This window comes from Actinopolymorpha alba DSM 45243 (assembly GCF_000373925.1).
In the GTDB taxonomy this organism is placed as follows: Bacteria; Actinomycetota; Actinomycetes; order Propionibacteriales; family Actinopolymorphaceae; genus Actinopolymorpha; species Actinopolymorpha alba.
The window spans coordinates 1-12,096 of the sequence record NZ_KB892812.1 but is presented as its reverse complement, the minus strand read 5'-3'; the positions used below and the strand labels follow the sequence as shown (position 1 = coordinate 12,096).

At 67.3% G+C, this 12,096-nt stretch carries 12 protein-coding genes; 4 read left to right on the top strand and 8 right to left on the bottom strand.

The features are described from left to right. The first annotated feature begins 25 nt into the window (after window positions 1-25). On the top strand, window positions 26-1,021 hold the full coding sequence (locus B141_RS0134925) for an aldo/keto reductase (RefSeq protein ID WP_020579822.1): 996 nt from the start codon (window positions 26-28) through the stop codon (window positions 1,019-1,021). Window positions 1,022-1,116: 95 nt separating this feature from the next. On the opposite strand, the gene B141_RS0134920 is transcribed toward B141_RS0134925, so the two are convergent. The 7 genes from B141_RS0134920 to B141_RS0134890 form a co-directional block, all read right to left on the bottom strand. Next, entirely contained in the window at window positions 1,117-1,584 is a 468-nt protein-coding gene (locus tag B141_RS0134920) for an RpiB/LacA/LacB family sugar-phosphate isomerase (protein WP_026257859.1), read from the bottom strand. Between the two features lie 90 nt (window positions 1,585-1,674). After that, window positions 1,675-2,949, bottom strand: coding sequence for an ATP-binding protein (locus B141_RS0134915; protein ID WP_020579820.1), 1,275 nt, complete (start codon window positions 2,947-2,949; stop codon window positions 1,675-1,677). Between the two features lie 161 nt (window positions 2,950-3,110). Then, entirely contained in the window at window positions 3,111-4,586 is a 1,476-nt protein-coding gene (gene gndA / locus B141_RS0134910) for an NADP-dependent phosphogluconate dehydrogenase (protein WP_020579819.1), read from the bottom strand. A 17-nt stretch (window positions 4,587-4,603) separates the two neighbouring features. After that, the gene (locus tag B141_RS0134905; protein WP_237742888.1) at window positions 4,604-5,845 is read right to left on the bottom strand and encodes an anhydro-N-acetylmuramic acid kinase; all 1,242 of its coding nucleotides are present in this window, start codon (window positions 5,843-5,845) and stop codon (window positions 4,604-4,606) included. A gap of 112 nt (window positions 5,846-5,957) precedes the next feature. Next, window positions 5,958-6,710, bottom strand: a complete 753-nt coding sequence (locus tag B141_RS44465; RefSeq protein ID WP_063828706.1) for a hypothetical protein — start codon at window positions 6,708-6,710, stop codon at window positions 5,958-5,960. 241 nt (window positions 6,711-6,951) lie between these two features. After that, a complete protein-coding gene (locus B141_RS0134895) occupies window positions 6,952-7,866 on the bottom strand; it encodes a class I SAM-dependent methyltransferase (RefSeq protein WP_020579816.1) in 915 nt (304 codons plus the stop codon). Between the two features lie 38 nt (window positions 7,867-7,904). Then, the gene (locus tag B141_RS0134890; RefSeq protein ID WP_020579815.1) at window positions 7,905-9,161 is read right to left on the bottom strand and encodes a cytochrome P450; all 1,257 of its coding nucleotides are present in this window, start codon (window positions 9,159-9,161) and stop codon (window positions 7,905-7,907) included. A 266-nt stretch (window positions 9,162-9,427) separates the two neighbouring features. On the opposite strand from B141_RS0134890, the gene B141_RS0134885 reads away from it, so the two are divergent. Next, complete coding sequence (locus B141_RS0134885) at window positions 9,428-10,147, top strand: GbsR/MarR family transcriptional regulator (RefSeq protein ID WP_020579814.1); 720 nt, start codon at window positions 9,428-9,430, stop codon at window positions 10,145-10,147. Here the strand turns inward: B141_RS0134885 and B141_RS0134880 are convergent. Continuing rightward, entirely contained in the window at window positions 10,144-11,142 is a 999-nt protein-coding gene (locus tag B141_RS0134880) for a malate dehydrogenase (RefSeq protein WP_020579813.1), read from the bottom strand. The two genes, B141_RS0134885 and B141_RS0134880, sit on opposite strands and share 4 nt — an antisense overlap. A 217-nt stretch (window positions 11,143-11,359) precedes the next feature. Between B141_RS0134880 and B141_RS50015 the strand changes: the two genes are divergently transcribed. Then, the gene (locus B141_RS50015; protein WP_157181196.1) at window positions 11,360-11,608 is read left to right on the top strand and encodes a hypothetical protein; all 249 of its coding nucleotides are present in this window, start codon (window positions 11,360-11,362) and stop codon (window positions 11,606-11,608) included. Continuing rightward, a partial coding sequence (locus B141_RS44460) for a DUF222 domain-containing protein (protein WP_020577356.1) occupies window positions 11,605-12,096 on the top strand: 492 nt, incomplete at its 3' end. The genes B141_RS50015 and B141_RS44460, both read left to right, overlap by 4 nt.

Below are 12,096 nucleotides of genomic sequence, written 5' to 3'. Positions count from 1 at the left end.
CCAACCCGACCCTACGCTGACTGTCATGAACGCACATGCACTCACCGCGCCCCGCCGGCTGGGGCGTACGCAGATCGAAGTCAGCGCCCTCGGCCTCGGCTGCTGGGCGATCGGGGGCCCATTCACGATGTTCGGCCAACCCGACGGGTGGGGCGAAGTCGACGACACTGAATCCGCGCGGGCCATCCGCCGGGCCCTCGACCTCGGAATCACGTTCTTCGACACGGCCGACGCCTACGGCACCGGTCACAGCGAACGCGTCCTCGGCAAGGCGCTCGGCAGCGACCGGGGCCGCGCCGTCATCGCGACAAAGTTCGGCTACACCTACGACGAGAACCTCCGCGAGCTCATCGGGGAGGACCCCTCGCCGGAATACGTACGCCGCGCCTGCCAGGCCTCACTCACCCGCCTCGGCACCGACTACATCGACCTCTACCAGCTACACATCGGCGAACTCCCCGAAGACGCCGCGCTCACCATCCGGGCCGTCCTCGAGGACATGGTCGCTGATGGGCTGATCCGGGCGTACGGCTGGAGCACCGACAACGTGGGCAACGCCAAGCTCTTCGCCACCGGAGAGCACTGCGCCTCCATCCAGCACGACCTCAACATCTTCAGCGACGCACCCGAGATGCTCGCCGCCTGTCAGGAATTCGACGTGGCCAGCATCAACCGCGCGCCGCTCGCGATGGGCCTGCTGACCGGGAAGTTCCGCGCCGACTTCCAGCTGCCAGCGGACGACGTACGCGCGAACGCACCCTCGATCCAGTGGTTCAAGGACGGCAAGCCGAACCCCGAGCTGCTCGCCAAGCTCGAAGCGGTACGGGAGATCCTGCGCAGCGACGGCCGGACACTCACCCAGGGCGCACTCGCCTGGATCTGGGGACGCAGCGAACGGACGATCCCGATCCCCGGCTTCAAGAGCGTGGCCCAGGTGGAGGAGAACGCCGGTGCACTGGAGTTCGGGCCGCTCAAGCCGGCCCAGCTGGCCGAGATCCACGCGCTCCTGCACAACGGCTGAACCACCACAAGAAAGCAATCCGGCGGGGGATTGGTACGCGGGGGTCGGTACGCGGGGGTCGGTACGCGGGGGTCCGTCCGCCCGTGGGAGGTCGTTCAGTCCGCTGGGCGGCCTCCCACGGGGGCCTGAGCGATCTCGTCAAGATGGTCAACATTGGCGCGATCGTCGGGCTCCCCACTCGGCTCGCCCGCGAACCACGCGTCCAGAATCTCACCCAGCAAGGGCTCCGACACCACCCGGAGGCTGAGCGCCAGGACGTTCGCGGCGTTCCATCGCCGGGCACCGCCGGCGGTGTAGCCGTCAGCGCACAGCGCCGCCCGCACACCGGACACCTTGTTGGCCGCGATGGACGCACCCGTCCCCGTCCAGCAGCAGACCACTGCCTGGTCAGCCCGACCGTCGGCGACGTCGCGGGCGGAAGCCTCCGCACTCCACGCCCAGTCGTCGCGTTCGGCGGGGTTGAGGGCGCCGTGCGTGAGGACCGTGTGGCCGCGCCGGCGCAGCTCCTCCACGAGGTGAGGGGCGACCCCGGCGGACATGTCAGACGACACTGAGATACGCATATCCGCGACGCTACCGCTTCTGGGCTCGGCGCCTGCGCTGCGATCCTGAGGCACGCTGCCTGGCGATGGCCAGATAGTGCCGCGCTTGCATCATGGCCCCAGCAAGGCGGCGGGCACTACCGCTATGCCGTCTTCTCTTCGGTAGGCATGCTGGCCCGTAGTGACGACGACCGCATCCAGGAGGTCATCGCCGAGCCGGTCTCGTAGCCACCTGAGGTGGACGGTATCGCGGTCATCAACTGTTGGTCCGAGCTTGACCTCGACAGCTACCACCCGATGGTCGGCTCGCTGGACAATCAGGTCGACTTCATGATCGCCGTTCCGGGTTCTCAGGTGGTGCACGGTGGCCTCGGCGGCTTGGGCATACACCCGCACGCACAATGTCACGAGTGACTCGAACAAGGCACCGAGCAGCGTCCCCTGCCGAGGAACTGGCACTCCGGGAATCGAATCATCGAGCAGTGCGGGCACCTCGGCGCCGAGCAGGCGCGCCGCCAGAGCAGGATCCGCCAAATGATGTTTGGGTGCCGTGCCCAACCTGGCGAACGAGTTCCGGCTTGGTGTCCAGCCGGGGAGCGGATCAAGCAACCACAACTGTGACAGGACATCCCGATACCCGATGGTGGTGGTTCTCGCGGGCTTGTCGTCATCGCCTGGCGTCGCCGCATTGAGAACGACGTTGTAGGACGCCGTCGTGGCTGTTGCACCCGCATAGGCGGCGAGCCATGCCCTCAGTGTCGCCGGACGGCGAACAAGATGGCCCTGCTCCGGGAAGTCTCTCTCCGCTATGCGTGCGAGGTATCCATCGAGCTGTGCTCGCCTCGCCCTTGCCGGCAGGTCGCGGATGCCCGGAAAACCAGAGCGCACGATCTCTTCCGCGTACTCGGATAGGCCAAGCTCGCATGAACCGTCCAGTGCCGGACGACGTCCCGCGAGCAGCTCGGACAGCCCAACTGTGGGGGTGACAAGCCCGCGCTCGGCCAGACTCATGGGCCGCATGCGCAGCGTGACGATCCGTCCGGCGCCGGAGTGTGTTGGCTCTGCGATCGGGGTGGCGCTGCCCGTGAGTAGGAACCGGCCCGCCATGGGGTCGCGGTCAACGCTGCGCCGCACCAGATCCCACACGGCGGGTTCTCGCTGCCACTCGTCAATGAGCACGGGTGCCGGAGAACGATCGAGCCGAGCGGGATCCGCTCGCAGGAGCTCACGCTGAGTCGGGTCGTCTAGAGCGACTATGGTCGCCGCGCGCCTGCTTGCGGTCGCGGTCTTGCCGACGCCTTTCGGACCTTCCAGGCTGATCGCGGCCAAACTTGGCAACAACTCATCGAGTTCGACGTCGACGACCCTGCTCCGATAGCCCTCCATGGCCGCCTAGACTACCGTTAGCAGCTTGATCACACTACCGTTAGCACGGCTTCTGCCCTACCGTTAGCAGCTTGATCACGCTACCGTTAGCACGATCTTTGCAGCGGCTTGTCAGAGGTTCCTCGACTAAGAGACCGAGAAACCTCTGACAAACTCGGGCGTCAGGCCTGGTGTTCGGACTTGTCCTCGGACCAGTTGAGGTGGAACGCCCCGTCGGCGTCCACCCGGCGGTAGGTGTGGGCACCGAAGAGATCCCGCAGTCCCTGCACCAGCGCGGCCGGCAGCCGGTCGCGCCGCAGCCCGTCGTAGTAGGCCAGCGCGGCACCGAACCCCGGCACCGGGACGCCTGCCGACGCGGCCACGCCGACGACCCGCCGCCACGACTCCTGCCCCTCGCTGACCGTCTTCGCGAAGTACGGGTCGACCAGCAGCGACGGGAGGTCCGGGGTCTTGGCGTACGCCTCACGGATCCGGTCGAGGAACCGCGCCCGGATGATGCAGCCGCCCCGCCAGATCGCGGCCATGGCGCCGAGGTCGATGGTCCAGTCGTACATCTCCGAACCGGCGCGGATCATGTCGAAGCCCTGCGCGTACGCGACAACCTTCGACGCGTAGAGAGCGCGACGGACGTCCTCGATGAACTCGTCCGGCTTCTCGATCGTCACCTTCTCGGACGGCCCGGCGAGCACACCACGCGCCGCCGCCCGCTGCTCCGCGTGGCCCGACAGTGACCGCGCGAAGACCGCCTCGGCGATCCCCGACACAGGTGTCCCGAGGTCGAGTGCGATCTGCACCGTCCAGCGGCCGGTGCCCTTCTGCTCGGCCTGGTCGAGGATCACGTCGACGAGGGGGCCGTTGGTGCGCGGGTCCTTGGTCGCGAGCACTTCCGCGGTGATCTCGATGAGGAATGACTCGAGGTCGCCTTCGTTCCAGCTCCGGAAGACTCCCGCCAACTCCTCCGGCGACTTTCCGACGACCGTACGGAGAAGGTCGTACGCCTCGGCGATGAGCTGCATGTCGGAGTATTCGATGCCGTTGTGGACCATCTTGACGAAGTGTCCGGCGCCGTCGGGACCGACATGGGTGCAGCAGGGGGTGTCGTCGACCCGGGCGGCGATGGATTCGAGGATGGGCCCCAGGGTCTGGTAGGCCTCGGCGGTGCCGCCGGGCATGATGCTCGGGCCGTTCAGTGCGCCCTCTTCGCCACCGGAGATACCGGTGCCCACGAAGTGGAGGCCACGCTCGCGCAGCGCGGACTCGCGCCGCCGGGAGTCGATGAAGTGCGCGTTGCCGCCGTCGACCACGATGTCGCCCGGCTCGAGGATGGTGGCCAGGTGCTCGATCACCTCGTCGGTGGGCGCACCCGCCTGCACCATGATGATCACCTTGCGCGGCCGCTTCAGTGCGGCGACGAGCTCTTCGAGCGAGGCGGCCGGCACGAAGGTGCCTTCGTTGCCATGGTCCGCGATGAGCGCGTCGGTACGCGCCTTCGTGCGGTTGTGAACAGCAACGATGTGCCCGTGGCGCGCGAGGTTGCGGGCCAGGTTGCGGCCCATCGTGGCCAGGCCGGTGACCGCGATGTCAGCCTGGACGGGCTGACCCGTCGTCTCGGTGGTCTCGGTCGTCGTTTCCGTCATGGTCTGATCCTCTCGCCTTACCCGGCCTCGATCCGCAGTCGGGTCGGAACCGCGCATGATCGTGGGGGAACGTGCAGCGGTTCGTTACCCGGCGTGAGGCTGCCCAAAAACACCGGCCGGTCCGCTCCGGTGCACGCCGGGATCGTCGCGGGAACACCGTGGAGGGTGAGAAAACCCAACAGGGCAAAGGCGTACGCCTCCTTGCTGTCAGCTGGAAGACCAGCGTCGTCGATCAGTCCGACGTGGACGGCCGGCCCGGCCAGGTCGGCGATGCGCCGCATCAGCCACGGATTGCGTACGCCGCCACCGGACGCGACCAGCTCACGGATCCCGTGCCGCGCGCACTCCCGGGCGACGATTCTGGCCGTGAGTTCGGTGACGGTGGCCACGACGTCGGCCGCCGGCGGCTCGTCTGGGAGGAGGGCCAGCCGGGCGTCGAGGTAGCCCGTATGGAACAGCTCCTTGCCGGTCGACTTGGGCGCCGGGCGGTCGAAGTACGGCTCGTCGAGGAGCGCGGCCAGCAACTCCCCGTGGAGGCGACCCGCGGCGGCATGCCGACCGTCGGCGTCGTACGGCTCGTTGAAGTAGCGACGGCAGGCCAGGTCGATGAGCGCGTTGGCCGGGCCAAGGTCGTAGGCGAGCACGCTCCCGTGGCCGTAGGGGTGGGCGCAGACGGGCGAAGCCCGGGTCGGGCTGGAACCACCCAGCGGCCGGATGAGTGTGAGGTTGGCGATCCCGCCGAGGTTGAGGGCGGCCCTGGGCGCGTCACCGGGCGGGAGGAGAAGGACGTCGAGGACGCTCACCAGCGGGGCACCCTGCCCGCCGCGGGTGATGTCGCGGGCGCGCAGGTCGGAGATGACGGGCGTGCCGGTGCGATCGGCGATCCAGGCGGGCTGGCCGAGTTGGAGGGTGCCGAGCGCCCGGCCGGCCTCAATCCAGTGAAAGACCGTCTGTCCGTGGGAGACGATCAGGTCGGCTCGACCGCCGGCCAGCTCGGCGATCCCCCGCGCCGCCGCGTCCGCGAACGCCTGACCGAGCAGGGTGTCGAGCCGGCAGACATCCTCGAGAGTGACGCGCGCCGGGGGCAGCACACTGGCGATGAGGTCGCGAACCTCCGGCTGGTGAGCGTGCTCCAACGCGCCCAGTGGGCTCAGCACGATCGTGTCACCGTCGAACGCCAGATCCGCGACGGCCACGTCGATGCCGTCGTACGACGTACCCGACATCAGGCCGATCACGCGGTATGCCGAAGCTGGCACGATTCCCTCTACGGAGCCATCCAAAGCCACCACACCGTCCCGGCGGAAGGTCGACTGGTACGAGTGGCACCGACCCTATGACGATCCGCGGAGCGACCTTTGCCCGCACCGCCTAGGCGAGGCGGTACAAGACCGGCATCGCGCCGACGTTGTTCGCCTGAAGGTTGCCCAGCACATAGTCGCGGAAGCTCTTCTTCGGGAACACGCGCGCCGCGAGCCGCACCGGACTGCCGCCCGAGCGAGCGTGGTTGATTGCGACGTACGGAGATTCCTCAAGTGGCGTGAGGAGAGTCGAATTGTCCAGCCCCGCCTCGACCTCGAACCATCCGGCAAGGTAGTCGAAAAGGTCGACCATGACAGCGGCGTCATCGGCAACGAAATGGTTGAAAATAAAGGTGCCTGGCCGAGTCTTGTCGACGTCGCCGATCCGCTTGGCGTTGCGGGCGGTGGTGACGCGGGTTCGTTTGGCCTGCTCTCCCAGCGCGCCGAGGAGCGCGTCGTACGCCTGTGATGCCTGCGCCTCGGGGATCACGGTCGGCGAGGTGGTTTCGACGAGGATGGCGACGTCAAACCGCGGGAGCTCGATCGTGTTGATGCGTTCCCTGACATAGGGCAGCCGCTGCAGCGGGGGGATGCCGACCGCGTCGTACACCGTGACTTTCACGACATTGTCGACTTGTTCCAGTTGGCGGCCCAGGCCTTTCAGGTGGTTCTCGAGCCTTCTTTTCTCGGGGCTTCGGCGCAGGATCGGGCCCGGACGAGATGGCGGGCTGATCTCCGCGCCGATGTGGATGTAGCCGTAAGGGCTCGGATCGATGAGGTGGGCCTTGGAGTACCGCGGATCGGCAGTGATGTGTGCGTTCATGTCGAGCACCCCCGGTTCGCGACGGAAGCAACGCCGGCTTCCGTTTTTTTGAGAGGTCACTGTGGTGGTTCCAGCACCTCGCGGGCTACGCCCGCTTGGGCCCACCCCCACAGTGCTGGTTCCAGCCCCTCGCGGGCTACGCCCGCTTGGGCCCACCCCCACCCGCCCTTCCCTGTCTACAGCTTGCGACCTCTCGCCGAGGGAGTTCCCTGCCTCGGCCCCACCTCAGGCCGGCAAGGCGTCAGAACCGATAGCGCAGGATCCGGCCGATGTCACGGAATCCAGGCAGATGGGCCATCACCCACATACTCACCTGTCCTGACCGGGGCAGCAGGTCCAGGCCCGGCATGTCGACGCTCCGCAGGTCGTCGAGGCATTCCAGCCCCGCGTGCCAGCCCTCGATCTCGTGCGGGTCGTCAATGCCCCAGTGCAGCGTGGCGCCGGCCTTGCGTACCGCGGGCACCAGCTTCTGCAGCCGGATGCCCAGCGAGCCGTAGCAGTCGAAGAGGAGCTGGCCGCTCGGGAATCGCCCGGTGATCCGCTGGATGAGCCGCCGGCCCTCCTCCTTGGTGAGATACATCGTCAGGCCCTCGAAGACGGCCACCGTGGGACGGTCGTTGGGTACGGCGTCGAGCCAGTCGTCGCTGGTCACCGAGGCGCCGAGCATCTGATAGTCGCCGGTGGGCTTCGGGAGGAGGCGTTCGCGCAGCTCGATGACCTCGGGATAGTCGACGTCGAACCAACGGACGGTGTGGTTCCGGCCCCTCCGGGCTTCACCCGCCGGGCCCACCCCCACGGTGTGGTTCCGGCCCCTCCGGGCTTCGCCCGCCGGGCCCACCCCCACCACGTGGTCGCGGCTGATCCGGTGGACCCGGGTGTCGAGGCCGCAGGCAAGATGCAGCACGGTGGCCTCGGGGTGATCGGTCAAGAACGCCGTGGTCCACTGGTCGAGCTGCCGGGCTCGCAGCGCCACCCCGGCCGCGGTCGTGGCGTTCATGGCCGTCTTGCCGAAGTCGTAGTCGATCCGCCGGATCGCCTCGTCGGCCTCGTGGTCGTGCAGGACGGAGCGGGGCGCGCGGCTGTCCAGCGCCCGGGCGTACAACGTGGCCAGCAAGGTTTCCTGGGCACCGGTCAGCGTGATCTTCTCGCGTTCCATACGTGCGTTTCTCCCCGTTCTCCTTGTCAGTCGAGCGATTACGCGCCATCCCAGGTGACCGGCAGTCGGTGGACACCGTAGATGAGCATGTTCGTACGCATCGGCACATCCCCAGCTGGCACGGCCAGCCGGAGCGTCGGAAACCTCGTGAACAGCGCGGGATATCCGACCTGCATCTCGATGCGGGCGAGTTGCTGCCCGAGGCACTGGTGGATGCCGTGTCCGAAGGCGACGTGCCCGGTAGCCGAGCGGTGCAGGTCGAGGGTGTCGGCATCGCTGAACCGCTCCGGGTCGCGGTTGGCCGCCGGGATGGAGACGGTGACCGCCTCACCTGCCCTTATCTGCTGGCCGCCCAGCTCGACGTCCTCCAGCGCGACCCGAACGGTGCCGGGGATGATGCTCAGATAGCGAAGGAGTTCCTCCACTGCCGGGTTGGTGAGTTCGGGTTCGGCTCGCAGGAGGGCCAGCTGGTCGGGATTGCACAGCAGGGCGAAGACTCCGAGCGCCAGCATGTTGGTTGTGGTGTCGAGCCCGGCGCCCAGCAGGGTGAACGCGATGTTGGTCAGCTCGACGTCGTCGAGGTCGCTGGAGACCAGGCCGCTGAGCAGGTCGTCAGTGGGCTTCGCCCGCTTGGCGAGCACAAGTTCGCGAAGGTAGTCCTGCATCGCGGTGTAGGCGGCGGCGCGTTCCTCGAGAGGGACGTCGAGACGCATCAACGTTCCCGCCTGGCGCTGGAAATGCGCACGATCGTCGTAGGGCACTCCGAGGAGTTCACAGATCATCAGGGCTGGAATGGGCTGGGCGAAGGCCTCCACCAGGTCAACCGGTGGACCGTGCCGCTCCATCGCGTCCAGGTGCTCCGCGGTGATCTCCTGGACTCGTGCGGTGAGCTGGCGCATCCGCCGGACGGTGAACTGCCCGGTGAGCAGGTGCCGATAGCGGGTATGTGCCGGCGGGTCGGTCCGCGTGAAGATGCCCGGCGGTGCGGGCTGTCCGTTGGACTGCGCCGCGCCGGGAAGTGGGTTGTGCATGAGTTCCGCGCGGGCGCTGAACCGCGGGTCTGCCAGGACCTCCCGCACCAACACCCGGCTGGCCACCAGCCAGCCCACGTGACCGTCGGGGTAAAGCATCCGGCTCACCGGGCGCTCCGCGCGCAACCGCGCCAGCTCCGGTGGCGGATCGAAGGGGCATCCCGGGGCCCGCGTCATAGGCAAAGGCTCCGCCGTGGCATGGGAACTCGCGGAGGCCTCGACGGAGGACGTCGCGGGCGCGAGGTCGGGATCGCGGTCGGGCATGGTCGGCTCCTTCCGGCCGATGGGACCAGCTGCCGGGCCAGCCGCCTCGGTCGTCGCCTCTCGAATCTTCAGCTCACGACGAAGGCTACGTTGCGTTTTCGTACTCCTGAAGTCTGAGCGCCGTTGTTTCCTGTGTTTTAGCGAGGTTTTGACGCCGTACGTTGCAATGACTCTGCCGTCAAACGCAACGCTGCCTGATTCGCGTTGCACCACTCTCGATGTGACCGCACACTGTCCCCACGGCAGTCGAGCAGGGAGGCGGGGACATGCCGGGAGGTCGCCTGACGTACGACGACCGCCAGCGGATCGCGGCTAGGCTCGCCGACGGGCATTCGTACGCCGAAATCGCCCGGGCCCTCGAGCGACCGACGTCGACGGTCAGTCGCGAGGTGACCCGCAACGGCGGATACGACGGCTACCGCGCCGACCACGCGCATCGCGCGGCCGGGCGCCGGGCGCGCCGGAGCCGGGTGGGTCTGTCGTCCGCACCAGAGGCCACCGATCCGTACGAACGTGACCGCGCGGCCATGCGTGGCTTCACGGAGCGGTTCGTGGCGATGATGGTCGAGACGGGCCTTCCCCGGATGGTCGCCAGAACTCTCGCGTGCTTCCTCACCAGCGACAGCACCAGCGTCACCGCTGCCGAACTCGTCGAGCGACTACAGGTCAGCCCGGCCTCGATCTCCAAGGCCGTCGGCTACCTCGAAAACCTCCAACTGGTCAGGCGGGAACGCGACCCCCGCGGACGTCGCGAGCGGTACGTCATCGACGACGACGTTTGGTACCGCGCCTGGTCAGCGAGTGTGCGGTCGATCGCGATGTGGGCGGACACCGCCCGTCAGGGCGCCGGCGTTCTCGGCGCCGGGACACCCGCGGGCGATCGGCTGGATGAGATGGCGACGTTCTTCGGCCTGCTCGGTCGTGACATGGCAGAGGCGGGCGAGCGACGGCGGCAGGGCTTCGTGAAGGAACGTCAACGCCGTTAGGGAAGCAACTCCTCGACCAGTGAGCGTTCCTGGAGGAGCTCCTCTGTCGTTAGGCGGATCCGCTCGCGGGCCTCGGCATCGTGCGGCAGACCCTCGACGACCTGCCAATGGGCGCCTTCGCTGGTGATCGGATAGCTGAACGAAAGTCCTTCCGGTACGCCGTACTCCCCACGGCTGAGCACCGCCATCGAGGTCCAGTCGTCGGCCGGCGTGCCCAGATGCAACGCGCGCACGGAATCGACGATCGCGCTGGCCGCCGAGGCGGCCGAGGATTGCCCACGGGCCGCGATGATCGCCGCGCCGCGCTTCTGCACGGTCTCGATGAACTCACCTTGTAGCCATACCTGATCGTCAATGACCTCAGGCGCCGGCCGATCGCCGATCCGGGCGTTGAACCCGTCGGGGTACTGGGTGGCCGAATGGTTGCCCCAGATCGCGACGTTACTCACCCGCGCCACAGGTACGCCGGCCCGCAGGGCCAATTGCGCCCTGGCGCGATTCTCGTCCAATCGGGTCATCGCGAACCACCGATCATCGGGAATCTCAGGCGCGTGCGCCCGCGCGATCAGGCAGTTGGTGTTGCAGGGATTACCGACGACAAGGATGCGGACGTCGTCAGCCGCGCCGGCCGCGAGGGCGGAACCGATCGGGCCGAAGATGCCGGCGTTCGCGGTGAGCAGGTCGCCACGCTCCATGCCCTGCTTACGCGGCATGGCACCCACGAGCAAGGCCCACGACGTATCGTCGAACGCCTTCTCCCGATCCGCGGTGCAGACGATGTCGGAGAGGAGCGGGAAAGCGCAGTCGTCGAGCTCCATCGCGACACCGTCGAGGGCCTGGAGGGCGGGCTCGATCTCGAGAAGCCGGAGCACTACCGGAGTCTCTGGCCCGAATACCTCGCCGGCGGCAATGCGAAAGAGCAGAGGGTAGGCGACATTCCCGGCCGCGCCACTGACGGTGACCTGCACCGGGTGGGCTGTGGATGCGTTCGTCATGACAAAGGAGCTTAGCGGCGGCGGGCGACATTCCTGGAGCACTGGCTTGTTTGTGGAATGAGGCGTGGTGGGTGAATCGGGTCACCCTGTGGACATAGCTTGTGGATTTCGCACTGTGGGATCGCAGCCTGTGGATATTGCCTGTGGATTAAAAGTCTGATGAATTTCGGTGCTTTCTTCGTTGGCGAAATGGATCACTGGGCTCTATCATTCGAATATGAGTTCGACGGGGAGTGTTGCCGAGTCGACGCTTACTTCTTTGGAGTCGGCCGCCCGTGCGGTGCTGGAGTTGCCGGTGCCGGATTCTGGTGCGGCGGCGTTGGAGCAGGCGGATCGGCTGATGCGGGTTGTTGATCTGGTGCGGCTCGCGTTCGACACTCGCGTTGGTGTGGTGCACGCGTTAGGGAAGCGAAGGCGGCGGGATTTTCGTCGACGTCGGCGTGGCTTCGCGCGGGTGGGCGGATGAATTCGTACGCCGCCTCGGTGCATCAACGCAACGGCAAGCAATTCCGGCGGCTTCAGGCGACGACGGCGGCGTTGGCTGCGGGAGCGATCTCCTACGGCATGGCCACCGCGATCACCGCGGCCGTCGACGTCCTGAAAAACGATGATGCCGCCCGGGTGGCCGAAGAGACACTGCTGAATCTGGCTCGCGATGAGTTTTCGACGGTGGAGAAGGTCGCGCGCGCCGGTAAATACCTGCGACAGGTTCTGGATCCTGATGGGCATCAGCGCGATGAGGAGAAAGCCCACCGCAACCGGTACTTGACAGCACANCTGGAAGACGACGGCAGCATCACAGGCTCCTACCGGCTTCCTCCCGAGGCGGCGGCCCGGTTGCAGGCGCTACTCGACAAGTACGCCCGCAAGAGTGGTTCTGATGACACCCGCACCCAGTCCCAGCGCAACGCCGACGTCCTGATTCAGCTGCTGGTCCAGGCCGTCACCGCCGAA

What these genes read in the sequence shown, in the direction of transcription:
- B141_RS0134925 (WP_020579822.1), top strand. Translation starts at nt 26, where the DNA reads ATGAACGCACATGCACTCACCGCGCCCCGCCGGCTGGGGCGTACGCAG.
- B141_RS0134920 (WP_026257859.1), bottom strand. Translation starts at nt 1,584, where the DNA reads ATGCGTATCTCAGTGTCGTCTGACATGTCCGCCGGGGTCGCCCCTCAC.
- B141_RS0134915 (WP_020579820.1), bottom strand. Translation starts at nt 2,949, where the DNA reads ATGGAGGGCTATCGGAGCAGGGTCGTCGACGTCGAACTCGATGAGTTG.
- gndA (WP_020579819.1), bottom strand. Translation starts at nt 4,586, where the DNA reads ATGACGGAAACGACGACCGAGACCACCGAGACGACGGGTCAGCCCGTC.
- B141_RS44465 (WP_063828706.1), bottom strand. Translation starts at nt 6,710, where the DNA reads ATGAACGCACACATCACTGCCGATCCGCGGTACTCCAAGGCCCACCTC.
- B141_RS0134895 (WP_020579816.1), bottom strand. Translation starts at nt 7,866, where the DNA reads ATGGAACGCGAGAAGATCACGCTGACCGGTGCCCAGGAAACCTTGCTG.
- B141_RS0134890 (WP_020579815.1), bottom strand. Translation starts at nt 9,161, where the DNA reads ATGCCCGACCGCGATCCCGACCTCGCGCCCGCGACGTCCTCCGTCGAG.
- B141_RS0134885 (WP_020579814.1), top strand. Translation starts at nt 9,428, where the DNA reads ATGCCGGGAGGTCGCCTGACGTACGACGACCGCCAGCGGATCGCGGCT.
- B141_RS0134880 (WP_020579813.1), bottom strand. Translation starts at nt 11,142, where the DNA reads ATGACGAACGCATCCACAGCCCACCCGGTGCAGGTCACCGTCAGTGGC.
- B141_RS50015 (WP_157181196.1), top strand. Translation starts at nt 11,360, where the DNA reads ATGAGTTCGACGGGGAGTGTTGCCGAGTCGACGCTTACTTCTTTGGAG.